Source organism: Ruegeria sp. BC3 (assembly GCF_056539265.1).
On record NZ_JBQFUP010000002.1, the window covers coordinates 238689 to 261815 of the forward strand.

The following is a 23127-nucleotide window of genomic DNA, read 5'->3' on the forward strand; positions in this document are numbered from 1 at the left end:
ACCGATGCCGGGCGCAGCTTTTTGGGTTAGCCTTGCACGTCCGAGCCGACGATCTTCTGACCGTCCTTCAGACCGATGGACAGGCTTTCGAGATAGGCGTTGGGGGTGCGACCGTCATAGGCGATACCGTCGATGATATCCTCGGCCGGGGTCGGCGCTTTGTATCCGTCGCTGTCCCAGGGGAAGTCGGCCTCGTTCGCCAAACCTTCGTCGACCAACAGGCGCGCGGCTTCCAGATAGATCTCGGGCTTGTAGACGGACTTGGCGACCTCGTCATACCAACTGTCGGGCTTGGATTCTGGGATCTGACCCCAGCGTCGCATTTGGGTCAGATACCAGATGGCGTCAGAGTAGAACGGATAGGTTGCGTTGTAGCGGAAGAACACATTGAAATCAGGGACTTCACGCTTATCGCCTTTCTCGTACTCAAACGTACCGGTCATCGAGTTGGCGATCACGTCATAATCCGCGCCCACGTATTCCGCACGGCTTAGGATCTCGACGGCCTCGGGGCGGTTGGCGTTTTCGTTTTCGTCCAGCCATTGCGCCGCACGGATAAGTGCCTTGGTCACTGCCAGCGTGGTGTTCGGGTATTCTTCGGCGAATTCGGCGGTGATGCCGAACACCTTTTCAGGGTTGTTCTTCCAAAGCTCATAATCGGTGATGACCGGAACACCGATACCCTTGAACACAGCCTGCTGGTTCCACGGCTCGCCGACGCAATAGCCATAGATCGTTCCAGCCTCCAGCGTGGCTGGCATCTGCGGCGGAGGCGTCACGGACAGGAAGACATCCGCGCCAATCTGACCGGTCACGTTTTCGGGGCTGTAGAAACCTGGGTGCAGACCACCGGCAGCCAGCCAATAGCGCAGCTCGTAATTGTGGGTCGAAACCGGGAAGACCATGCCCATGTTGAATGGCTTGCCTTCGGATTTGTACTTCTCAACCACCGGAGCAAGCGCCTCGGCGCTAATCGGGTGCTGCGGGCGACCGTCATCCATCTTTGGGATGTTCGGCTTCATCTCTTCCCAGATCTCATTGGATACAGTTATGCCGTTGCCGTTCAGATCCATCGAGAAAGGGGTGATGATATGCGCTTCGGTCCCGTAGCCGATCGTTGCGGCCAAAGGCTGCCCGGCCAGCATGTGCGCGCCGTCCAATTGCCCGTCGATCACGCCATCCAGCAGCACTTTCCAGTTCGCCTGCGCTTCAAGCGTAACGAACAGACCTTCGTCCAGAAAATACCCGTTCTCATATGCCACCGCCAACGGCGCCATGTCGGTCAGTTTGATAAAGCCAAAAGTCAGTTCGTCTTTTTCAAGCTCCAGCTCGGCCAATGCCGGAGACACAAGCGCTGTCGTCGCAGCGAGGCTCAGAAGTAGCTTTTTCATTTCGGTCCCTTTCGGTTCAGCCCATTTCCGTTGGGCAAACAAAAAAGCCGCCGACACAAACCGCCGGGAGGAGATGGCGGTTGGTCGAGCGGCTTTGCTCTTGTTATTTGCCCCTGGCTTTGGGCGAATTCTGTCGGTGGGCTTCGTTGCCTTCCGATAAGAGGATTAAGCCAGCCGTTTGCCGGGTCGTCATCAAATTTCGCCATTTTAGCGTGGATTTTTCTGCAATGCAGCGTGATGAGATGCTGCGGTGCAAAAAAAATGTGCAACCTCACCCGGTCGGCTCGAAAATGCGTCGGTCAAAAAACATGTTTTGCGGCAGAATCAGGCTGCCTGTCGCCGAGGCTACAGCCGTCGACTCGGCCAATGCCCCTTCCAGCTTTTCGGATGCGCCGGGTGTTTCGACACCTAATCCCTGCAATTCGCGACGATAGAGATCGCTGCGAAACACCTTGGCCGCCTGACGTTCCGCCGTCGCAGGGTCCAACCCGTTTCGTTTTGCGAGTTGATGCGCGACCCATTTCGCCTGACTGCGCCAAGGGAAGGTCGCGGCACCCTCAAAAAACTCGACAAACCCGTCCACTTGGCGCTGCTCTCCGCGCGCAGAGATCGTGAACGCACCCATCAGGGCACGATCGATCAACTCAGGCGAGACATTGAGGTAGGTTTTGCGTGATAGCATCTCGGATGCGGTGGTCCGGCTGTCCGGGTTGGACAGCCACCGACCCGCACGCCAAACAGCCCGCATAAGACTGCCTAATAAGTGGGGTTCGGTTTCCGCCCAATCGTTTCTGACGGCCAGAACTTTTTCTGGTGCGCAGGTCCATATCGCCCGGCCGGGCAGTAGCAAGGCACCCACATTATCGTCTACCGAGAACGAACCCCAAGGCTCGCCCACGCAGAACGCGTCAATCTCGCCGCTGGCCAGGGCTTGCGCCATCAGTGGCGGCGGGACGGTGCGGATTTCGACCTTTTTGGAAGCTAGCCCCGTTCCGGCGACCCAATAGCGCAACAATTCGACATGCATCGAAAAGGGGAAAGGAACGCCAAAGACAAGAACCTCACCAGCGGCCTGCGCCAATGCGGCCCCGGCGGTTTGGGCGTCCGAAAAATCGAATTCATACCCCATATCCGCCAGTCGCCCGGCCAGCTTGGTGCCGACACCGATGACATTGCCATTCAGGGACAGGACAGATACGGCGGAAAGTGGTGTTGCGATGCCGCCCAAACCCAAAGCCATCGCCACGGGCACCGGAGACAACAGATGCGCCGCATCGACATGGCCGAAGGCCAGCATATCCCGCAGCGATGACCACGAAGGCGCGGGGCGCAGATCCAACGAGATCCCTTCTGCATGGTCGAAGCCCATCTCTCGCGCAACTATCAGGGGGGCCGCGTCCACCAAAGGCATGTAAGCGACAGGCAGCGTGACAGTCCTCATGAGAGCAACCCCGAAGCTGTCACCAAAGCCTCGGCCACGTCTGCAACACGCCGGTTCTGGTTCATCGCGGTTTTGCGCAGCAAGGCGTATGCCTCGTCCTCCTGAACACCTTTGGCTTTCATCAGCAGCCCCTTGGCGCGGTCAATCAGCTTGCGCTCTTCCAAAGCGCGTCGGGTTTCTTCCAATTCCACGCGCATCTGCCGCAACATCTGAAATCGGGCGATAGCGGTATCCATGACGGGCTTTATTCGATCGGCCTGCAGGCCATCGACGACGTAAGCTGACATACCGGCCTCAACCGCTGCCTTGGCCAAGCCACCAGCTGCTCCGGACACGAACATCGCGACGGGGCGTTCCATTGGGCCCGAGGCAACGGTCAGCTCTTCCAGCATGTCGCGGGACGGGTTATCGACGTCGATCAACACGATATCGGGGCTATGCGTGGCAATCTTGCGCGCAAGACCTGACACGCTGCCGATCACAAAGACGTCCACGTCCCCGGATTCTTTCAGGGCATCGACAATAGCAAAGGCACGCTCTTGGTTCTGTTCGACGACAACGACAGTGAGGTTTTGGCTCATGACGAACCAGCTGGGGCCAGACGTTGACGGCCTCAATCCGAAAACCTTGGATTGCCTCGTTGGAGTGCGGAGTTGCCTAATTTATCAGCGCTTTTGGGCCTGATGCGGAAAGACTGCGCAGTTGACCTTCGGCGGGCTGGGGACTCCGCGCTGGTCCGGTGATGACTATGGCACCGTAAACTTGTGTCGGGTTCAAAAGTGAAGGTAGTGGCGCACCACTGGGCCTGTGGCTCTGATATCGAATTTCTTTATTTCGGCCTGTTCCATGCTGTCGGAAACCGTAAGCCGTTCATGTTGGGCCAGGTGTTCATTCCAACTGGCAACCTCGAAGCTTTCAATCCAGATCTCGGGATCCTCGACACTTTGGATGAGCGACCACTTGAAGGCCCCATCGCGGTATCGCTGCGCTGACCAGGCCTTAAGAGCCTGAACAAATGCGGTGCGGTCTTCAGGTCGAATGCGATATTCAATTTGAACCCGCGCAGCACGATCAGCGGATTGGTCCGTGTTCAAGTCCAGGTCGGGTGCGGCAGGCCAAAGCATTGCGGGGCTCAGGTCCAGGTTTTCCCCCTGACCAAGCTTTGCTTTTCTGGTGATTGCCGACCCGAATACCAGACCAGCGGCCGCAATGCCCAAGGCCAAGGAAAGGCCGTAGGCTTGCGCAACCTGCCCCCAGAGTGTCGCCCCAATCGCCATGGACCCGAAGAAGACCATCAGGAAAATGGCCATACCGCGTGCTCTGACCCAATTCGGCAGAGCCAATTGCGCCGATACATGGAACTTCGTCAGCACCGCAATCCAGGCAAAACCACCGACAAAAGAGGCAAGCATGGCAACGCTAGGGTTGTTGGCAACCGCGAGCAAAACCAGTGCGACAGCCGTTCCGCCTGTTCCTGCTGTGACAACCTGATCAGACGAGGCGTTTCCGCGCAGTCTGGGCAAAGCAATGGCTCCGCTTACTGCACCTGCACCGACAAGCGTTAACAGTAGCCCGTAAAGTTCGGCACCGCCGTCGGGTATACTGCGCGCGATCAGAGGCAACATGGCCCAATAGGCAGAAGCAAACAGAAAGAACGCAGCCGCCCGGATCAATGTTGCCAGCAGCGCATGGTTATAGCGGGCATGGCGCAAACCCGTTGCCATTTCGGCCAGTATCGGTTGATGTCCGATTTTCCTGGGCGTCGCTTCGGGTTTCCAAACCAGCAAGGCCGCGATAATCACAAGGTGGCTTATCGCATTGACGACGAACGGCGTGGATAGCCCAACGCTTACGATCAGGACACCGGCCAATGCCGGACCGATCGCCCGACTGATATTGATGCCCATCGAATTCAGCGCAATCGCTGACTGCAGATTGTCGCGCGGGATCAATGAGGGCACCACCGCCTGCCAGGCCGGGGCCATGAAGGCCGCGCCGGTGCCTACAGCCAGTGTGAAGAGGATCAGGATCAAGGGCGTAATCGCCTTCAGCTGTACAAGTAGCGCAAGCACGGCAACTACAACCATCATTATGACGTTGATCACGATCAGCATGCGACGTTTGTCCAAACGATCTGCCAACGTCCCGGCGAACAGAGCGAACAGGAAAACCGGTAGTGTGGTCGCAGCCTGAACCAGCGATACCACAGCAGGTGAAGGGCTGAGTTCGGTCATCAGCCACCCCGCACCAACTTCGTGCATCCATGTCCCGACATTCGAGATCAGTGTGGCAAACCAAAGCAGCGCGAACGCGCGATAGCGAAAGGGCGACCAGGTCGAAACGGGTGGTGCAGCCTCAGAACTGGATGACATCGGCCCATTCCTCTTTGTGACGCATCGCTTGGGCCCGAACAAAGGGACATAGGGGAACCACTCGCTGGCCTGCTGAACGGGCGTCGGCGATCAATCGCTCGACCAGTTGTTGTCCAACACCCATGCCACGCAGGCTGTCGGGTACGATGGTGCCATCGGCGATCACCAGCGTCTCGCTGGTTTTTGAGAGCGTCAGCTCTGCGGTACCGTCCAAGCCGGGCAGGGTGCCCGAGTACACGGCTTTTGCATCTGAATCTTTGCGGGTAATTGTCGCTTGGAGGGTCAATTCTGAACTCCCGAATGTAGTAGTGTCGAGGTTACACGCACCGAAAGGCCAGGGCGCAAAAGCTGATCTGAATTTGGAACGCGCAGCCAAACGGTAAGGTGTCCGGCATCGTTAAGCTCAAGACTGGCGCGTTCCGGGGAAAGTCCATCGTGAATAACAGTTCCGCTTGCGAGCGAGATTGAGACACTGAGGCGATCAAACAAAGCTTCAAGCGACGAGACGCCAGCTTTGGTCATTGTGTTTAGGCGAGTATCGTAGTCGACCTCGTAGGCGATCAGAACGGGATCTGTGACGATAATTTCTCCTAGCTCCTGATTGGCCTCAGCCTCAACAAACATTCCCTTGGCAGTCGAGGCCTTAGAAATCACGCCAGCAATGGGTGCACGGATCACTGTTCGGTTCAGCGCAACTTCGGCAGCGGTGACATCGGTGTGCGCCAGTGCCAGATTTGCTTCGGCAACCTTCTGGGCCGTAATGGCCGGGTTTGCGGCGGCTTCTGCAGATATTCCACGGCTCAGAAGTTCGCGCTGCCTGTTTGCGCGCGCCGTTGCGGCGGCCAATGTGGCTTGGGCCTGTTGCAGGCGAGCGTTTGCCATGTCCAAAACCAACCTCGCGTCGGTTTCGTCCAATTGAATAATCGGCTCTCCTTCTGTGACATGCGTGCCGTTTCCGTGAAAAACGGCCTCTACGACGCCGTCGATATGACTGGTGATGATCCCGCGCTCAGAGGGAAGGACTGTGCCCTCGAACTCGAGCACATCGGCGGACGCAGCGGATCCCAACAGAACGGCCATGGCGAATGCGACGGCTTTCTTCATGCCACGTCCCCTTTCGCCGATTGAGCTGCGTCGCTTTGATCCTTGGCAAAGCTTTTGTCGCGCAGGCACTCGGCTGCCGCTTCTTCAATGGTCAGTTGTTTTTTGACCCAGCCTGTCAGACCTTCACCGATGAGCATGCCGAGCAATCCCAGCAGCGCTATGATCGGCGGCGCGGGCGAACGTGTGTTCAGTAGCGCATAGATCACCGCGATTAACAGGCCGACGGCCAGAGAGACAACGTATGCTTTCCAGTCCATTTCGCTCTCCGTCAGGCCACAAGAACGCCAGGCGCGCCGAATGAATTGATCGGGGACCAGTCGGGAAGCTCGGGCAGAGGTTCCGGACCAATGCTTGCAAATGCGCCCTTGGCGTGGACGATTTTCCCGCCTGTGAGGGTGAGGTCGGCCGAGATATCCGCGATCTCATCTTCCGCGACCGCAAAATAGTCGCGGTCCAGCACAGCGAGGTCGGCAAACTGACCCGGTTTCAACTGTCCCTTTCTGCCTTGTTCCCGGCTGAACCAGGCCCCGGCCTCTGTCCAGTGGCGCAGGGCGTCCTCGCGGCTCAACCTGTTTTCTGCAGACCAGATCATGTCTCCGCCCCGCCCTTTGCCTGAAACCGCCCAATGGATCGCGAGCCACGGGTTATACGAAGATACGCGTGTCGCATCGGTTCCGGCGGCCAGCGGCGCGCCCGAGGCCATCATCTTTTTGACCGGCATGACATCGCGCAGTGCGGCCTCACCATAACGATCCCGGTACGCGGTCGTCTGGAAGGCAATGCGGTTCTGGTAAGAAATGCCGCCGCCAAGCCGGGCCACCCGTTCCATAGTCTTTTCGGACACGGTCTCTCCATGGTCGAAAATCCAGTTGAGTTCGTCCAACCCTTTGTCTCGACCAACTTCTTCGACCACAGAAAGCAGGCGATGGGCGCTTTCCTCGTAGGTACAGTGGAAGCGGATCGGCCAGCGTTTTTCGAACAGGAACTCCAGCACCGGTTTCAAGTCGCTTTCCATGCGCTTGGGCAGTTCCGGTCGGGGGTAAGAGAAGTCTTCGAAATCATAGGCCGAGGCGACGAGCATTTCACCGGCGCCGACGCATTTCAGGAAATCATCGCCCTGATCCGGCTTCACGACGTCATTCCAGCGTTTGAAGTCGTCCAGCTCCAGCGTCGGTCGCTGCGCAAACAGTTGGTATCCAATCCGAACGGTCTGCTCTCCGCGCCGGTTGAGCTCACTGATCACGCCATAGTCGTCCGGATAGTTCAGAAACCCGCCAGCACAATCCAGTGCCGAGGTCAGGCCCAACCCGTTCAGCGCCCGAAAATAGTGTTTGGTGGAAAGCAACTGCTGCTCAAAGTCCAATTTTGGAGCCATGTCGAGCAGTGCATAAAGCGGTTGGGCATTCGGGCGTGCCAAGGCCAAACCCGTCGGATTGCCATTGTCATCACGCTCCAAGCGACCCGAAATGAACGGTTCGTAGTAATGACTGTCGATCCCAAGCGCGCGCAGGGCGGCTTTGTTCAGCCATGCCCGGTCGTACAGATGCAGGACATAGACCGGCACATCGGGCGCGACGGCGTTGATTTCGTCAATCGTCGGCAGTCGTTTTTCGGCGAACTGATCCGCCGACCAGCCGCCCACGACGCGGATCCACTGACCGGCGGGCGTGCGTTGCGCCTGTGCCTTCAGCATGGCCAGACCATCCGCCAGCGAGGGTACATGATCCCAGCGTAGCTCCATTGCGAAATTGTTGCCCTGCCGGATGATGTGCGTGTGGCTATCGATCAAGCCGGGGATCACGCGGCGGCCCTGCAGGTCGATAGTCTGCGCATCCTTGGCATCGGCCATCAGCTCGGCATCGGTTCCGGTGGCTTGGATTTTTCCGCCGGAAATCGCTATGGCAGTGGCCTCTGGCCGATCAGGATCGAACGTTGTGATACGCCCGTTATAGAGTATTAGGTCCGCCATTCTGCGTCTCCGTGAAATGGTCGTTAGGGGCACTGGGGTCCGGTTTGTTTCAGAAAACCGTCAGCGGTTGGGTCTGCTGCAGGATCACCGGGGACCAGTCCGGGCTGATCGGTGGAATGTGCCGCAGATCCTGATGCGCGAAGGGGCCGGAGCCAAAGACAACCTCACCCCCCATTACTGTCAGCTCGGATTTCAGCTTGGCGATCTCTGCATCCGTGACGGCGAAATAATCCCGGTCCAGGACAGCGAAATCTGCCAACTGGCCCGGAGTGATCGCGCCCTTTCTGCCTGCGTCGCCGGTGAACCAAGCTGAACCCGTGGTCCAGACACGCAAGGCTTCCTCGCGGCTCAGAAGGTTCGCGTCGTCATACATCGGCATACCCCCGCGTGAGAGGCCGGTGGTCATCCACTGGATCGAGAACCACGGGTTGAACGAGGTGACGCGGGTTGCATCCGTACCGCCGCCTACCGGAACACCAAGGTCGAGGATCGCGCGGAAATTGGGCGTGGTTTTCAGTTTGTCCACGCCGTAATTCGCAACAAAATCTTCGGCCTGGAACTGAATGCGGTTCTGCAGGGCGATGCCACCGCCAAGTGCGGCGATGCGTTCGAGGTTGCGCTGGCTGAAGGTCTCGACATGGTCGATGAACCAACCGGGCGTCAAACCCGCGCCCTTGGCGACGTCCTCGTAGACGGGCAACAAGCGATCGCCGGTCTCGTCATAGGTGATGTGCTGGCGGAACGGCCAGCCACCTTCGCCCAGAACGGTCATGATCTGGCGCTGATAGTCTTCGGCATCCGCGTCGATGTCGGGCCGCGCGTCTGCGAAAATCTCGTAATCGTAGGACGCCCAAGCGAGGTTTTCGCCTGCACCGACGAATTTCAGCAGATCATCTCCGGTACCGGCACGCGTGCTGGCGGCCCATCTCTGATAGTCGGACAGTTCCTGCCCTTTGTGCTGCGGGAAGGAATGGTAGCCGATGCGAACACTCTGCAACCCCTCATCATGCATCCAGCCGATGACGCGATAAGGATCGGCGTCCGGGAACTCCATCCCCCCGCCACCTGCATCCGATACAGAAGTAATGCCGAGGCCGTTCAGCGTGTCGAAATACTGTTGAGAGCTGTTGATCTGGTCACGGATCGACAGCATTGGCGCGGCTGCCAGGGTGCGATACATAACAAGACCCGACGGCGCGGCCAGCAAACGACCTGTCGCGGTCCCATCCACGTCCTTTTCGATGATGCCGCCGGGGTATTCCGGATGACCTGGCTCATTGTAACCGTACCACTCAACCGCCTTGGTGTTCAGCAGCGTGAGCTTGTAGAGATGGTGGATCAGAACGGGATGGTTGGGGGCAACTGCATCCAGCTCGGCCACGGTCGGCAGGCGCTTTTCTTTGAACTGGAACTCACTGAAGCCTCCGGCGACGCGGATAAACTGTCCGTCAGGCGTGCGCTCGGCCTGCATGCGCAGCAGGTGCAAAGCTTCTTCCAGACTGTCGACACCGTCCCAGCGAACCTCAAGGTTGTAGTTCACCGCGCCCCGGATGGCGTGCGTGTGACTGTCGTTCAGACCGGGGATCACCCGCTGGCCACGTGCGTCCATAACTTGCGTGAACGGCCCGATCATGGGGCGTATCTCAGCGTCGCTACCAACCGCGATGAACTGTCCGTCTTTGACGGCCAGAGCAGAAGCGTCGGGCTTTGCCGGATCCATCGTCGTGACTTTCCCGTTTACCAACACCAGGTCTGCCGTTTGCGTTTGAGCAGCGGCTGACAAAGGGGCGGCAATCAGGGTGGCGGTTCCGGCCAAAAGCTGGCGGCGGTCAATCTGGGTCGGCATGGTCGGTCACCTTGTGTCTGGGCAAAGGGGATCGTCCCGGCCCGACGGGCCGGTCAGGAATGTGTGCTGAGAAATTCTGTCCGGGGCAGGGGAGATGACCCCGGACAGGAGGCGCTAATTTACTCGGCGGCGATGGGTGCGGGCGCCGGATCAATGGTCGGTCCGTGCTCAACCCGTTCGGGCGCCTTGTGCACCATGGTGTAAGCGTAATCGACGCCCATACCGTAGGCACCCGAGTGCTCTTTCACGAGGTCGATTACGGCGTCGTACGTGTCGCGGTGCGCCCAATCACGTTGCCATTCCAGCAGCACTTGCTGCCAGGTCATTGGAACAACGCCGGCCTGCACCATTCGGTCCATCGCATAGTTATGCGCATCGACCGACGTGCCTCCCGAGGCGTCGGCAACCATGTAGATTTCATAGCCGCCTTCCAGCATCGCGCTGAGTGCAAAGGTGGTGTTGCAGACCTCGGTCCACAGGCCGGAAACGATCACTTTCTTGCGCCCGTTCTGAGCCAACGCATCACGGACTTTCTGATCGTCCCACGAGTTCATCGAAGTGCGTTCCAGCAGCGGATGCTCGGGGAAGACGCTCAGAAGTTCGGGATAGGTGTGACCCGAGAAGCTTTCGGTTTCGACAGTCGTGATCGTGGTCGGGATGTCAAATATCTTGGCCGCTTTGGCCAAACCCACTGTGTTGTTCTTCAATGTTTGCCGGTCGATGGACTGAACGCCAAAGGCCATTTGCGGTTGGTGGTCGATAAAGATCAACTGACTGTTCTGGGGGGTGAGAACCTGCAATTTCTCTGTGCTCATGTCTGGACTCCTTAAAAGGTTTGGCCGACGGGCCGCTGGGGTGCCTTGCCAATGCAAGTGGGGTGGAAAAAAGCGGGCGACAAACGATGGATTCTTGCCCGATAGTTTAGTTTTGCTATTCTATGCCCATGCCGTTTCGCCGCCTTCCAGCTCTGGCTTCGTTGCGCGCCTTCGAGGCCGCCGCACGGCTGTCGTCGTTCAAAGATGCGGCAGCGGAATTGGCGGTGACTCCGGGCGCAGTCAGTCAGCAAGTCCGCGCATTGGAGGATGATCTTGGCGTAAAACTCTTTACCCGCGCCGTGCGGGCTGTGACGCTCACCGAAGCGGGGCAATCCTTGCAACCTGCGGTCTCGTCCGCGTTCCTGCAGTTGCGCGATGCCGTGGATCAGGTCAGGCCAAAGGCGACCCAACCGTTGCGGGTGGAATCCAGCGGCCCGATTATTCGCAAATGGCTTTTGCCGCGTCTGCATCGCTTTGCCGAACGGTACCCGGAATTGCCGGTGAGCTTTGAAACCGTCGGCCACGTAACCACCTTTGGAAAAGATGGACCCGACGTAGTGATACGGTTTACCCGTGCGCCCGGAGAAGGGCTGTTTGCGGTGAAACTGTGCGAGGATTTTCTGGTCCCGCTGGCGAGCCCCGATTTGATCGCACAGCTTGACCTGCGATTCTCGGCCGATATTGTCCGCGCGCCCTTGTTGCATGACAGCAGTGCCGAGGTTTTCGGGCAGAACCTGAACTGGTCCGGTTGGTTTTCCAGGGCTGGCCTTGACATTGTCGGGGCTCAACGGGGCATGCGGTTTGAACGTCAAGCCGCTGACCATGCCATTGATGCAGCCGTCAATGGGGCTGGCGTTGTTCTGGCAAGGCGGTTTCTGGCCCGCAACGAGATGCTGGACGGTCGCCTTGTGATACCATTTGGTCCGGTGCTTCCGATGCATGTCAGCTACTTCGTGATCTGCCAAAAAGGGGATGAGACGCGACCAGAAATCGCCAGTTTCATCAACTGGTCGCGGGAAGAGGCCGCAGTGTTGGAGGATGGCGCCGGATTTGGCGGCGCCATCACTTGACTCAGCTCAGGTCCATATCGAACAACAAAATTTCTGCATCGCCGCACGCCTTAAGGTTCACCTGTGGTTTGTTCGCGACCGCGAAACCGTCCCCGGTTTCAAGGTCTGACCCGTTGGCAGTCAGCGGTCCACGGATCACCTGAACCCAAACGCCTCGTCCTGCCGCAATATCATGCTGAAGTTCTTTGCCTGCATTCAGGGTTGCACCGTACAGATCGACGTCCTGGTGGATAGTTAACGATCCATTCCGTCCGTCGCGCGACCCCAATAGGCGAAGATTGTCCTGACGCTCGATCTCTGGGAAGGTTTTCTGCTCGTAACTTGGACGAAGCCCTTCGCGCTCGGGTACGATCCAGATCTGCAAAAAGTGCACCGGGTCCGTCTTCGAGGCATTGTATTCTGAATGCCGCACGCCTGTTCCGGCGCTCATGCGCTGAACCTCGCCAGGTCGGATAATGGCGTTCCGGCCCATGGAATCTTTGTGCTCTAGCGCGCCATACAGAACGACCGAGATTATCTCCATATCCGCATGGCCATGAGTGCCGAACCCAGCCCCCGGTGCGACCCGGTCCTCGTTGATGACACGAAGCGGGCCAAAGCCCATGTGGTTCTGATCCAGGTATTGCCCAAAGGAAAAGGAATGTTTCGAGTCAAGCCAACCAAAGTTGGCTGCGCCGCGCTCTGCCGAAGGTCTGATCATCTGCATTTGTAACTCCGTGGTATGAGTTTCGCTGTTGACCTTCAATTTGGACTATTTGCATTGAGCGACAATTGCATCAAATATGGACACACTGTCCCGCAAAACGAGCAGGTGAAATATGGACCGTTTTTTAGAACTCCGTGCGTTTGTGGACGTGGTCGAGGCTGGCAGTTTTTCCGGCGCGGCCCGCGAAACCGGACAATCGCGGTCGTCCGTGAACCGATTGGTCATAGCGCTTGAAGAACGCTTGGGGGTTCAGTTGCTGCACCGAACAACGCGATCGGTCTCAACCAACAGCAATGGCCGGGCGCTCTATGAGCGGGCCAAACAGATACTGAGCGATCTTGAAGAGGTAGAGCTTTCAGTCACCGCCGCACGGCGCGTGCCCGTTGGGAAGCTTCGGATTAGTGCGCCCCATTCGTTCGGAGACCTGGATTTTTCCGATATTGTTGCCGGGTTTCTCAAGCAATATCCGCAGGTCCAAATAGAGATTTCTTTCGAGAACCGCCTGATTGATCCGGTCACTGAAGGATACGATCTTGTGATCCGAGTGGCCGAGCCCGATGAAGAAACCTTGTTGGTCGACCACCGCATAATGACGTTGGATTATCTTTTGTGCGCATCCCCAACCTATCTGAAAGAACATGGAGTCCCAAATACGGCAGAGTGTTTGAAAGACCACCATGGTCTAAGTTTGCTGCAATCCGAGCAGTCGGGATTTTGGGGGCTGTTGGGTCCGGACGGCCCGGTTAAGGTCAAAGTTCGACCGGTCTTGCGCGCAAACACCATGGACGCCCTTTTGAAAGCAGCCATTGAAGGGTTGGGGATAGCGGTGCTTCCAGAATATGCAATTCGGTCCGATTTGGAGGCAGGGCGGCTGGAAAAGCTATTGAGCAGCTACCAGCTCCCGTCTCGTATGCTGCAGGTGATCTATCCCCCGGCGCGGCACCTGTCGGCAAACGTGCAGGCCTTTTCGGATTTTGTCTCGGACTGGTGCAGTCGATAAGGTCGGCCCCATCAGATCGGACCAAACCTAGACGGCAAACATCTGGGCAGAAACCTGCCAAGTGGCTGCAAATAAAGCAAACGGCAATTTTTGTTGTGTGGAAACGAAGTGTGATTGCCAATTGGACAGCCACTTTGCTGTCAATGAATCCGACAAATGAAACTCACGTTTTACGAAAGTGACAAGTCGCCGCGTTAGTACTAAGTTGAGACATAAATATTCAAATATTTGACTGTCCAGTTTCTCAGCTTCACCCAGCGCGAGTTTCATATGTCCAAGTTCAAATTCCCTACCGCCTTTACCATTCTTTTCATTCTGATTGCCGTCGTGGCGGCCCTTACATGGGTTATTCCGGCCGGTGAGTATGACCGTCAGATGAACGAAGCTCTGGGCAGCGAAGCGCCTGTCCCGGGCACCTACCACGAAGTCGAGCCGAACCCTCAGGGGCTTACGGCGGTCATCCTTGCGCCGATTGCAGGTATGTACGACCCTGGTCTTTTGGGAAGTTCATCCAGCGCCGCAATTGATGTCGCTTTGTTTGTTCTGGTCATTGGTGGTTTCCTGATGGTTGTCACCAAGACAGGAGCTATCGACGCCGGTATCGGTTGGTTGCTGCATAGGTTGGCCGGGCGGGAAATCCTGATGATCCCGATCCTGATGATCGCCTTTGCCTTTGGTGGGACAAGCTATGGCATGGCCGAAGAATCCCTCGCGTTCTACGCTCTGATCATTCCGGTTTTTATTCGGGCAGGGTACGACTCCTTGACCGGGGTTGCGGTGATCATGCTGGGCGCAGGCATCGGGACCCTGGGCTCAACCTTCAACGCATTTGCGACAGTTGTTGCCTCGCAAGGTGCGGGTATTCCGTTCACGAACGGGATCGTACTGAGGTTCATTATCCTTATCCTTTGTCTTGCTGCAGGCATCGCATTCGTCATGCGATACGCATCACGCGTGAAGGCCGACCCGTCATTGTCCGTGGTGGCAGATCAGGCCGAGGAAAACCGGGCGCATTTCCTAAAGGGTTCGGAAGGCGATGATACGTTCCCCGAGATGACCAAGACGCGTTCCATCATCTTGCTCCTTTTCGGGATAACCTTCGCCATCATGATCTATGGTGTTGTCGCGCTTGGGTGGTGGATGGCCGAGATGTCTGGCCTGTTCCTGGTGATGTCCATCATCGTCTGGTGGGTCGGGAAAACGGATGAAGGGTCCAGAATGGACGAAGGGACCTTTGTGGAAACCTTCGTTGATGGCGCGCGCGATTTGCTGGGCGTTGCCCTGATCATTGGCGTCGCGCGCGGTGTTGTCGTCATAATGGACGCGGGCAAAATCACCGACACAATCCTCGCCGGAGCCGAGGGGTTTGTCTCGGGGCTGAGCGAGTTCGCCTTTATCAACGCGATGTTTGGCATTCAGATCTTGATGTCATTCCTGGTGCCGTCCTCGTCAGGGCTGGCCACGCTTTCGATGCCGATCATGGCGCCACTGGCAGACTTTGCGGGCGTTGGTCGTGACCTTGTGGTTACAGCGTACCAGTCAGCAAACGGATGGGTGAACCTGTTCAACCCGACATTTGCCGTCGTCATGGGTGGGCTAGCCATTGGCCGTGTCTCTTATGACCGGTGGCTACGTTTTGTTTTCCCGCTGCTCGTAATTCTGGCCGTGATCATCTGCGCGGCACTTACCGTTGGGGCCATCACTGATCCGGGGATCGACGGGCCCGCTACCGAGACTTCAGACACAACATCGAACTGAGCCGTCGCAATGACCGATCGCTCCGCTCCAGAGACGACTTCGACATCGGGTGCCCTAGGGCTGACGGCCTGTATCGCTCTGGTCGTTGGAAACATGATCGGCTCAGGAGTGTTCCTTCTACCAGCGTCACTTGCACCGTTTGGGCCAATCGCAATTGGCGGGTGGATTCTGACATCGGCAGGGGCGCTTGTTCTTGCGATCATATTCGGAAGGCTGTCACGTGTCGTTTCGAAACCCGGTGGCCCCTATGCCTATTCGCAAGAAGCATTCGGAGACTTTGCAGGCTTCATAATTGCCTGGGGGTACTGGATCGCACTTTGGACTGGGAACGCAGCTGTTGCTGTCGCGTTGGTGGGATATCTGGGATTCCTGTTCCCTATTATCATCGAAGTGCCAATGTACGGTCTTTCGACTGCGTTGGTTGCGATCTGGACGCTCACCTTGGTTAACATCCGAGGGGTCGAAGGCGCTGGTTTGGTTCAGATCGTAACCACCGTGCTCAAACTCGCTCCGCTGATATTGATTGGCACATTGGGTATCTTCTGGATCAACACCGAGAACTATGTTCCGGTCAACCAAAGCGGCACCACGGCGTTTACGGCGATTTCTGCCGCGGCTGCTCTGACGCTTTGGGCCTACCTAGGCCTTGAATCTGCGACGGTTCCCTCTGGCGATGTTATCGAACCGGAAAAGACCATCCCGCGCGCCACCGTGATCGGCGTGATTATCGCCGCAAGCGTCTATATCTCGGTAACTGCCGTTTCGATGGGGGTCATTCCTGCCGAGTTGCTCGCTGTTTCCGCCGCACCTCTGGCAGCCGTCGGTGAGGTGATGTTTGGTCCCGTTGGCGGTGTCCTTGTTGCAGTGGGCGCGGTGATTTCGACTTTCGGCACTTTGAACGGCTTTACGCTGCTCAGTGGCCAGGTCCCTTACGGTGCCGCTTTGGATCGCGTCTTTCCTGCAGCCTTGGGCCAAAAATCCAAATTTGGAACGCCTGCCAATGCGTTAATCCTGTCGAACGCGCTAGCCTCGGTTCTGATCATCATGAACTATGCGCAAGGGCTGGTCGCCGCATTCAACTTTGTCATTCTGCTCGCCGTTGTCGCCAGCCTGTTGCCCTATGCCATCTGCTCTGTGGCCGAGATTACGATCCGGCTGAAAGGCGGGCAGGTCCTGCATGGCCCGGAACTGGCGAAGGTCATCGTACTGGGCGCGCTTGGGTTCATTTATTCGGTCTGGGCCTTCATCGGCTCAGGCGCTGAAACCGTTTTGGTTGGCTCGGTCCTGCTGCTTATGGGCGTGCCTATCCATGTCTGGGTCCGCTGGAGCCAGGCCAATGAAATTGAAGAGATTCAGAAAACGGATAGTTCGAAAGGAGAGTTGCCATGAAGCTCGGCGTTCATTCCGAGATCGGAAAGCTCAACAAGGTGATCGTCTCGCGCCCTTCACTGGCGCATGATCGTCTGACACCACGAAATTGCGAAGAGCTTTTGTTTGATGACGTGATCTGGGTCGAGCAGGCCCGCAAGGACCACGCAGAATTCTGTTCCCTGATGCGGGAGCGCGGGGTCGAGGTTTACGACATTCAGGATCTGCTCGCCCAAGCTATCGCAGACGACCCCGCAGCGCGCGCCTTCCTGCTGGACCGTCTGATCACGCCCAACATGGTCGGCCTAGGCTTTTCCGTAGAAATGCGGGCTTGGTTGGACGAGATGGATGCAAAAACGCTAGCCCGCCATATGCTTGGCGGCATCATCTTCGCAGACCTGCCCAAAGGCATGATCGACGAACAGTTCGGTGATCTGGTTTCTCTGGGCGACTTCATCCTTCCGGCCATCCCCAACGCGCAGTTCCAACGCGACCCCTCCTGCTGGATTTTCGATGGCGTGACGACGAACCCAATGTTCTGGCCCGCTCGCAAGCCGGAAACCCTGATCATGCGTACGGTGTATCGCCACCATAAGATGTTCAAGGACGCCGAGTTCGAGTTCTGGTGGGGCGACAGCGACGACGATTTCGGCCTCGCCTCGGTCGAGGGTGGCGACGTTCAACCGGTGGGCAACGGCACTGTCTTCATTGGAATGGGCGAACGCACAACCCGGCAGGCCGTCGCACAGGTAGCGGAAGCATTGTTCAGGAAAGGCGGTGCTGAACGTGTCGTCGCCTGTGCCATGCCAAAAAGCCGCGCGGCCATGCATCTGGATACCGTCTTCACTTGTCTTGACCACGACAGGGTCACCGCATTCTCGGAAGTTGCGGACCAGATCACCTGTATCTCGATTCGCCCGGGCGACCGCGGGGACTTGGATATCCACGTGGAAAAAGGACACTTGTTCGACGTCTACAAGGAGGCCTTGGGATTGAACTCGCTTGAGGTCATTTCGACCGGCGGCAACGAGTTCCAGGCCGAGCGCGAGCAATGGGATGACGGCAATAACGTGGTGGCCCTCTCGCCCGGAGTGGTCGTTGGCTACGCGCGCAACACGTTTACGAACGGCAAGATGCGTGCGGCTGGCGTCGAGGTGATCGAAATCTCGGGTCAGGAACTGGGACGCGGTCGCGGTGGTGGCCACTGCATGACCTGCCCGATCGACCGCGACCCAGCCTATTGAATTTACCATGGGTGCAGCCCCCTGCGCCCACTGATTTTTTGTTAGGGAGAGACAAAATGGCATTCAATCTCAAAGGCCGTAGCTATCTGAAAATTGCCGATTTCAGCCAGCGTGAAATGCTGTATCTGCTGGATCTGGCCCGCGACCTGAAACGCGCCAAATATGCCCGCGCGGAACAGCCGTCGCTGACCGGCAAGAACATCTGCCTGATCTTCGAAAAAACTTCGACACGCACTCGCTGCGCCTTTGAAGTGGCGGCCTACGATCAGGGTGCAAACATCACCTACCTTGATCCATCGGGTTCGCAAATCGGGCACAAGGAGTCGATGAAAGACACGGCGCGCGTATTGGGCCGCATGTTCGACGGTATCGAGTTCCGCGGTGCGGGTCAGGACATGGTTGAAACGCTGTCAGAGTATGCCGGTGTTCCGGTCTATAACGGCCTGACCGACGATTGGCATCCGACCCAGATGCTCGCAGACATGCAGACCATGATCGAGCACGCAGACAAGCCCCGCAAGGACATTGTCTATGCCTATTCGGGCGACTGTCGGTCGAACATGGGCAATTCGCTACTGATGTTGGGCGCGATCATGGGCTGCGACGTCCGGATGATCTCGCCGAAGGAAACCCAGCCTCATGACGATGTGCGCGAATTGGCGATGGAGCGGGCTGAAAAGACCGGCGCACGTGTGACCATCACGGACGATACCTCGGCCGTAGAGGGCGCGGACTTCATTCATACCGATGTCTGGGTGTCGATGGGTGAGCCTAAAGAAGTCTGGGCCGAGCGGATCAAGCTGCTGAGCCCTTATCAGGTCAACATGGATCTGATGAAGAAAACTGGCAATCCAGCCGTCAAGTTCATGCACTGCCTGCCCGCCTTCCACAATCTGGAGACCAAGGTCGGTCAGGACATTCACGAACAGTTTGGCATCACCGAGATGGAAGTGACCGAGGAGGTCTTCGAAAGCGATATGAACATCGCGTTCGAGCAAGCCGAAAACCGGATGCACACCATCAAGGCGATTCTCGTCGCCACGCTGGGGGCCTGATCCATGGGACGCGTTGTTGTAGCACTTGGCGGCAACGCGCTTCTCAAACGGGGTGAGGCGATGACAGCGGACAATCAGCGCAAGAACGCAAAGATTGCCGCCGAAGCCCTCGCCCCGCTCTGCGAAGCGCACGAAACCGTCATCACTCATGGCAATGGTCCGCAGGTCGGGATGCTGGCCCTGCAAGAGATCATGTATACGGATGTCGAGGAGTACCCGCTGGACGTGTTGGTCGGCGAAACGATGGGGATGATCGGCTACATGATCGAACAGGAGCTTGGGAACATCCTGCCCTTCGAGCATCACATCGCCACCCTTTTGACCATGATTGAGGTAGACCCGAGCGACCCGGCCTTTGACAATCCGACCAAGTTCATCGGGCAGGTTTATTCCGAAGCGGACGCCAAGAAAGAGGCGGCGGACAAGGGCTGGACGGTGAAACCGGATGGCGAATACTGGCGGCGCGTGGTGCCCTCGCCGCGCCCGAAACGCATCTTTCAGGTCGAACCGATCCGTTGGATCCTGGAAAAGGGCGCGACCGTGATCGCCGCTGGCGGAGGCGGCATCCCGACGATGTACGAGGCAGGCGCAGAACGGAAACTGGTCGGGGTCGAAGCCGTCATCGACAAGGATTTCGCCTCGTGCCTTCTGGCGCAGAACCTTGGCGCAGATTTCTTTGTCATCGCTACAGATGCTGAGGCCGTTTTCCTGAACTGGGGAACGCCTGAACAAACAGGTATTCGATCAATCACTCCGGATTCCTTGGATGAGTACGACTTCCCCGCCGGGTCAATGGGCCCCAAGGTTCAAGCCGCACAAGACTTTGTGCGATCCTCAGGCGGTCGCGCGATCATTTGCGCCCTAGCCGATGTTCCTGCGGCCGTTCGCGGTGAAAAAGGTACGACCGTATCGCTAAAGGCGGGGGAAACACAGTTTCATTAGGTTGCTATTGCCCGGAACGCCTGCACAAAGCCGCCAATGCGTTGGATCTCGACTAACGCACCGTTCAACGAACTTCGGATCACTGCTATAGAAACGACAAAAGCGCCCTTGGGCGCCTTGTTTCATTGGTCGGAGTGAGAGGATTCGAACCTCCGACCCCTGCCTCCCGAAGACAGTGCTCTACCAGGCTGAGCTACACTCCGACCGTGGCGCGTGATCTATACCTGCGGTTTTGGATGTGCAAGAGGCATTTTGGTGGCGTGCGCGCGAATTGTGCACTGGCTTCTAAATCGGGTCAGGTCAGGGGATCGGTGCGGTACAGTCGGATTTTGGTGCCGCCGTGGTCGACGACCGGGCCGGGGGGCAGCAGCGGCAAACGGGTCGAACGTGCAAGGCTTGCGTTACTTGTCACGATGCCGACTCGCCACCCCTTGAATCTGGACTGCAACGTCTTTCCCAGACTGCCATAAACGGATCGCAGGCGTTTCTCGTCGCCGATCCGCGCGCCGTAAGGTGGATTAACGATGACCAGACCGGTGGGGCCTTGTGGGGGTTTGATGTCGCTGACCGGTCGTGTCTGAAACACAGTAACGTCGGCCACACCGGCACGCTCTGCGTTTTTTATCGACGCCTCGACCGCCCCTGCGTTGCGGTCCGATCCATGAAAGGTCACGTCCGGCTTGGCCGAATGATCCTGCTGTTGCATGGACGACCAAAGATTCGGGTCAAAACCGACCAAATTCTCGAAGGCAAAGCTGCGGGTCCGACCGGGACGCAGCCCGGATGCGATCTCGGCGGCTTCGATGACAAAGGTGCCGGACCCGCACATCGGATCCAGGACTGGTTCAGACCCATCAAATCCACATTCGCGCAGGAACATTGCGGCCATCGTCTCGCGCATGGGGGCTTTGGCGACGGCTGGTTTGTGCCCACGTTTGTGCAATGGCTCGCCCGAACTGTCTAACGAGAAGGTGCAGATGTCTTTTTCAATGCGCAGCAGGACGCGCAGCGCGGCATCAGGCGCGATGGGAGCGCCCAAGGTTTCGGTGATCGCCTTCTCGACCCGCTGACGCGCAGCGCCCTCGTGATAGATTCGGGACTTTCGGCTGGTTGCTTCAACCCTTACGGGGACATCGGGGCGCAGGAACTCAGCCCATGGAAACTTGCGCGACCGTTTGTCCAACTGCGCCAGGTGGACCGCAGGGAACCCGCCCAACCGCACCAGAACCTTGTTCGCCCCGCGCAGGCAGAGGTTCGCGCGCCAGACTTCTTGCCAACCTCCGCGGCAAGTAACGCCCCCAGGGACTGGTTTTGCGGAGGCGAATCCCTGTTCGACCGCCTCGGCATGCAAGGGCGCTTCGAGACCGGGCGTGGCTATCAAAAAGATTTCAAAATCGTCGTTTTGTTCCATCCCCGGTGCTTACACCGGAAGCTCGACAGGTGCGACATGCAATTTCATTGGGCCGAAATGCGACCCTTCAAAGGAATTTGACAATAAATCCGTATTTTCGTCGGTAACGGGTTTGCGTTTAGCACCGTCCCCGCGTAAAGGGTGCCTGATCAAAACGAAGCTTGGAATGGAAACAGGTGCCATGCGCCTTTTTCTGCTCGCAGGCTCCCACATACAGGTTGTTTTGTGCCACTATAGGGTGGTGGGAACGACGTGTTGCAGGAAAGAGGCTTGGAAGACCGTAGCGACATGCAAACTTTCAAACTGAAAAAAGGGTTGGAACTGCCGGTGCAAGGTGCGCCAGAGCAAAAAATCCAACCGGGTCCTGAATTCAGCTCAGTTGGGGTTTTGGGGGCCGATTATCTGGGCCTGAAACCACGTATGCTGGTTCAGGAAGGCGATGAGGTTCAGCGGGGCACACCGCTGTTCTGCCACAAGGACGTGCCCGAGGCGATGATGGTTGCCCCGCTCAGCGGCAAGGTTGTAGCCATCAACCGCGGCGCGCGCCGGGTTTTGCAGAGCGTCGTGATCGAGGTTTCGGACGCCAACGACACTGGTCTCGACTTTTCCGGCGTCGGCAACGGTGACACCGCCGAAGGCGTGACCGAACGCCTGTGTGCCGCTGGTCTTTGGACTGCATTCCGCACGCGTCCTTATTCCAAAATGGCCGTGCCGGGCACCACGCCTGCCGCCATTTTCGTCACGGCAATGGACAGTGAACCGCTGGCTGCTGATGCCGCGACGATCATTCAGGATGCAGGCGACGCCTTTGCCGCTGGCCTGAGCGCCATTGCAAAGTTGACCGAGGGCAAGACCTACCTTTGCCAGAAAGACGGTGACGTCCTTCCGGGCGCAGATGTTCCGGGTGTAGAGGCGGCTGCGTTTTCCGGCCCGCACCCCGCTGGTTTGGCTGGCACACACATCCACTTCCTCGAGCCGCTGGCCGGTGAAAAGCAGGTTTGGACGATCGGATATCAGGATGTCATCGCCATTGGTCGCCTGATGCAGACCGGCCATTTAGATCCGAACATCGTGGTGGCCCTGTCGGGCCCAGGTGCACGGCAGCCGCGTCTGATCCGTACAGTCATGGGGGCCTCGACCGACGATTTGACCCGCGATGAGATCAACGTTGATGGCACCGCCCGCGTGATTTCCGGCTCGATCCTGTCTGGTCGCCATGCAGCGGGTGCAGAGGCCTATCTGGGCCGTTTCGCGCGCCAGATCAGCATCATCCGCGAAGATCATGATCAGCATACGCTGGGTTGGATCCTTCCGATGCCGTCGAAATACGCGGTGCAACCGGTTTTGGGTTCGGCTTTTGCAAAGAAGCTGTTCTCATTCACGTCCAACCTGAACGGTGGACGGCGCGCAATGGTGCCGACCGGCACGTTCGAGCAGTTGATGCCGCAGGACTATCTGCCGACACAGCTGCTGCGGGCGCTGCTGGTGATGGACACAGATACTGCACAGGCGCTGGGTGCGCTGGAGCTGGACGAAGAGGATCTGGGCCTCGTCGGTTTTGCCTGTCCGGCGAAATATGAATATGGGCTGGCGCTGCGAGACTGCCTGACCAAGATTGAAAAGGAGGGCTGATCC

20 protein-coding genes and 1 tRNA gene are annotated in these 23127 nt (G+C 57.8%); 8 read left to right on the forward strand and 13 right to left on the reverse strand.

The features are described 5' to 3' along the window. Positions 1-26: 26 nt before the first annotated feature. The 10 genes from ACR0MV_RS06520 to ACR0MV_RS06565 all read right to left on the reverse strand — a co-directional run bounded on the left by ACR0MV_RS06520 (position 27) and on the right by ACR0MV_RS06565 (position 10938). Entirely contained in the window at positions 27-1391 is a 1365-nt protein-coding gene (locus ACR0MV_RS06520) for a CmpA/NrtA family ABC transporter substrate-binding protein (protein WP_480701470.1), read from the reverse strand. A 271-nt stretch (positions 1392-1662) separates the two neighbouring features. Beyond that, positions 1663-2832, reverse strand: a complete 1170-nt coding sequence (locus ACR0MV_RS06525; protein ID WP_480701472.1) for an ABC transporter substrate-binding protein — start codon at positions 2830-2832, stop codon at positions 1663-1665. After that, the gene (locus ACR0MV_RS06530; protein WP_480701474.1) at positions 2829-3413 is read right to left on the reverse strand and encodes an ANTAR domain-containing response regulator; all 585 of its coding nucleotides are present in this window, start codon (positions 3411-3413) and stop codon (positions 2829-2831) included. The genes ACR0MV_RS06525 and ACR0MV_RS06530 overlap by 4 nt, the downstream gene beginning before the upstream one ends. A 192-nt stretch (positions 3414-3605) precedes the next feature. Then, positions 3606-5204, reverse strand: a complete 1599-nt coding sequence (locus ACR0MV_RS06535) for an MFS transporter (protein WP_480701476.1) — start codon at positions 5202-5204, stop codon at positions 3606-3608. Next, complete coding sequence (locus ACR0MV_RS06540) at positions 5188-5442, reverse strand: GNAT family N-acetyltransferase (protein WP_367647651.1); 255 nt, start codon at positions 5440-5442, stop codon at positions 5188-5190. Before ACR0MV_RS06540 ends, ACR0MV_RS06535 begins: the two co-directional genes overlap by 17 nt. A gap of 44 nt (positions 5443-5486) precedes the next feature. Continuing rightward, positions 5487-6308, reverse strand: coding sequence for an efflux RND transporter periplasmic adaptor subunit (locus ACR0MV_RS06545; protein WP_480701478.1), 822 nt, complete (start codon positions 6306-6308; stop codon positions 5487-5489). Then, positions 6305-6565 carry a DUF1427 family protein gene (locus ACR0MV_RS06550; protein ID WP_480701480.1) on the reverse strand — a complete coding sequence of 87 codons (261 nt, stop codon included), beginning with the start codon at positions 6563-6565 and terminating at the stop codon, positions 6305-6307. Before ACR0MV_RS06550 ends, ACR0MV_RS06545 begins: the two co-directional genes overlap by 4 nt. 11 nt (positions 6566-6576) lie before the next feature. Beyond that, on the reverse strand, positions 6577-8277 hold the full coding sequence (locus ACR0MV_RS06555; RefSeq protein WP_170423391.1) for an amidohydrolase: 1701 nt from the start codon (positions 8275-8277) through the stop codon (positions 6577-6579). A gap of 49 nt (positions 8278-8326) precedes the next feature. Then, the gene (locus ACR0MV_RS06560) at positions 8327-10123 is read right to left on the reverse strand and encodes an amidohydrolase (protein WP_480701482.1); all 1797 of its coding nucleotides are present in this window, start codon (positions 10121-10123) and stop codon (positions 8327-8329) included. Positions 10124-10242: 119 nt separating this feature from the next. Further along, positions 10243-10938, reverse strand: coding sequence for a hydrolase (locus tag ACR0MV_RS06565; protein ID WP_170423395.1), 696 nt, complete (start codon positions 10936-10938; stop codon positions 10243-10245). A gap of 122 nt (positions 10939-11060) precedes the next feature. On the opposite strand from ACR0MV_RS06565, the gene ACR0MV_RS06570 reads away from it, so the two are divergent. After that, the gene (locus ACR0MV_RS06570) at positions 11061-12008 is read left to right on the forward strand and encodes a LysR substrate-binding domain-containing protein (protein WP_480701484.1); all 948 of its coding nucleotides are present in this window, start codon (positions 11061-11063) and stop codon (positions 12006-12008) included. 1 nt (position 12009) lies between these two features. Here the strand turns inward: ACR0MV_RS06570 and ACR0MV_RS06575 are convergent, their stop codons facing one another. Beyond that, positions 12010-12714 carry a pirin family protein gene (locus ACR0MV_RS06575; protein WP_480701486.1) on the reverse strand — a complete coding sequence of 235 codons (705 nt, stop codon included), beginning with the start codon at positions 12712-12714 and terminating at the stop codon, positions 12010-12012. A gap of 112 nt (positions 12715-12826) precedes the next feature. Here ACR0MV_RS06575 and ACR0MV_RS06580 point away from each other — a divergent pair, with 112 nt between their 5' ends. From ACR0MV_RS06580 to arcC, 6 genes are all read left to right on the forward strand, one after another. After that, complete coding sequence (locus ACR0MV_RS06580; protein WP_480701488.1) at positions 12827-13714, forward strand: LysR family transcriptional regulator; 888 nt, start codon at positions 12827-12829, stop codon at positions 13712-13714. 270 nt (positions 13715-13984) lie between these two features. Beyond that, the gene (locus ACR0MV_RS06585; RefSeq protein ID WP_480701490.1) at positions 13985-15472 is read left to right on the forward strand and encodes a YfcC family protein; all 1488 of its coding nucleotides are present in this window, start codon (positions 13985-13987) and stop codon (positions 15470-15472) included. A gap of 9 nt (positions 15473-15481) precedes the next feature. Continuing rightward, on the forward strand, positions 15482-16861 hold the full coding sequence (locus ACR0MV_RS06590) for an amino acid permease (RefSeq protein WP_480701492.1): 1380 nt from the start codon (positions 15482-15484) through the stop codon (positions 16859-16861). Then, the gene (locus ACR0MV_RS06595) at positions 16858-18084 is read left to right on the forward strand and encodes an arginine deiminase (protein ID WP_480701494.1); all 1227 of its coding nucleotides are present in this window, start codon (positions 16858-16860) and stop codon (positions 18082-18084) included. The genes ACR0MV_RS06590 and ACR0MV_RS06595 overlap by 4 nt, the downstream gene beginning before the upstream one ends. 56 nt (positions 18085-18140) lie before the next feature. Next, positions 18141-19139, forward strand: a complete 999-nt coding sequence (argF, locus tag ACR0MV_RS06600) for an ornithine carbamoyltransferase (protein WP_170423409.1) — start codon at positions 18141-18143, stop codon at positions 19137-19139. 3 nt (positions 19140-19142) lie between these two features. After that, positions 19143-20081, forward strand: coding sequence for a carbamate kinase (gene arcC, locus ACR0MV_RS06605; RefSeq protein ID WP_170423411.1), 939 nt, complete (start codon positions 19143-19145; stop codon positions 20079-20081). Between the two features lie 126 nt (positions 20082-20207). Here arcC and ACR0MV_RS06610 read toward each other — a convergent pair. Together ACR0MV_RS06610 and ACR0MV_RS06615 are read right to left on the reverse strand one after the other, a co-directional pair. Continuing rightward, positions 20208-20284: transfer RNA gene (locus tag ACR0MV_RS06610), tRNA-Pro, on the reverse strand. 92 nt (positions 20285-20376) lie between these two features. Next, positions 20377-21492: a THUMP domain-containing class I SAM-dependent RNA methyltransferase gene (locus ACR0MV_RS06615; RefSeq protein WP_170423413.1), complete on the reverse strand. Its 1116-nt coding sequence runs from the start codon at positions 21490-21492 to the stop codon at positions 20377-20379. 288 nt (positions 21493-21780) lie between these two features. On the opposite strand from ACR0MV_RS06615, the gene ACR0MV_RS06620 reads away from it, so the two are divergent. Next, a complete protein-coding gene (locus ACR0MV_RS06620; RefSeq protein WP_170465069.1) occupies positions 21781-23124 on the forward strand; it encodes a Na(+)-translocating NADH-quinone reductase subunit A in 1344 nt (447 codons plus the stop codon). Positions 23125-23127 lie beyond the last annotated feature (3 nt).

Coding starts and splice junctions, on each gene's coding strand:
- ACR0MV_RS06545 (WP_480701478.1), bottom strand. CDS start 6,308: ATGAAGAAAGCCGTCGCATTCGCCATGGCCGTTCTGTTGGGATCCGCT.
- ACR0MV_RS06555 (WP_170423391.1), bottom strand. CDS start 8,277: ATGGCGGACCTAATACTCTATAACGGGCGTATCACAACGTTCGATCCT.
- ACR0MV_RS06595 (WP_480701494.1), top strand. CDS start 16,858: ATGAAGCTCGGCGTTCATTCCGAGATCGGAAAGCTCAACAAGGTGATC.
- ACR0MV_RS06580 (WP_480701488.1), top strand. CDS start 12,827: ATGGACCGTTTTTTAGAACTCCGTGCGTTTGTGGACGTGGTCGAGGCT.
- ACR0MV_RS06520 (WP_480701470.1), bottom strand. CDS start 1,391: ATGAAAAAGCTACTTCTGAGCCTCGCTGCGACGACAGCGCTTGTGTCT.
- ACR0MV_RS06530 (WP_480701474.1), bottom strand. CDS start 3,413: ATGAGCCAAAACCTCACTGTCGTTGTCGTCGAACAGAACCAAGAGCGT.
- ACR0MV_RS06560 (WP_480701482.1), bottom strand. CDS start 10,123: ATGCCGACCCAGATTGACCGCCGCCAGCTTTTGGCCGGAACCGCCACC.
- argF (WP_170423409.1), top strand. CDS start 18,141: ATGGCATTCAATCTCAAAGGCCGTAGCTATCTGAAAATTGCCGATTTC.
- ACR0MV_RS06565 (WP_170423395.1), bottom strand. CDS start 10,938: ATGAGCACAGAGAAATTGCAGGTTCTCACCCCCCAGAACAGTCAGTTG.
- ACR0MV_RS06550 (WP_480701480.1), bottom strand. CDS start 6,565: ATGGACTGGAAAGCATACGTTGTCTCTCTGGCCGTCGGCCTGTTAATC.
- ACR0MV_RS06570 (WP_480701484.1), top strand. CDS start 11,061: ATGCCCATGCCGTTTCGCCGCCTTCCAGCTCTGGCTTCGTTGCGCGCC.
- ACR0MV_RS06615 (WP_170423413.1), bottom strand. CDS start 21,492: ATGGAACAAAACGACGATTTTGAAATCTTTTTGATAGCCACGCCCGGT.
- ACR0MV_RS06575 (WP_480701486.1), bottom strand. CDS start 12,714: ATGCAGATGATCAGACCTTCGGCAGAGCGCGGCGCAGCCAACTTTGGT.
- ACR0MV_RS06620 (WP_170465069.1), top strand. CDS start 21,781: ATGCAAACTTTCAAACTGAAAAAAGGGTTGGAACTGCCGGTGCAAGGT.
- ACR0MV_RS06535 (WP_480701476.1), bottom strand. CDS start 5,204: ATGTCATCCAGTTCTGAGGCTGCACCACCCGTTTCGACCTGGTCGCCC.
- ACR0MV_RS06590 (WP_480701492.1), top strand. CDS start 15,482: ATGACCGATCGCTCCGCTCCAGAGACGACTTCGACATCGGGTGCCCTA.
- ACR0MV_RS06525 (WP_480701472.1), bottom strand. CDS start 2,832: ATGAGGACTGTCACGCTGCCTGTCGCTTACATGCCTTTGGTGGACGCG.
- ACR0MV_RS06585 (WP_480701490.1), top strand. CDS start 13,985: ATGTCCAAGTTCAAATTCCCTACCGCCTTTACCATTCTTTTCATTCTG.
- arcC (WP_170423411.1), top strand. CDS start 19,143: ATGGGACGCGTTGTTGTAGCACTTGGCGGCAACGCGCTTCTCAAACGG.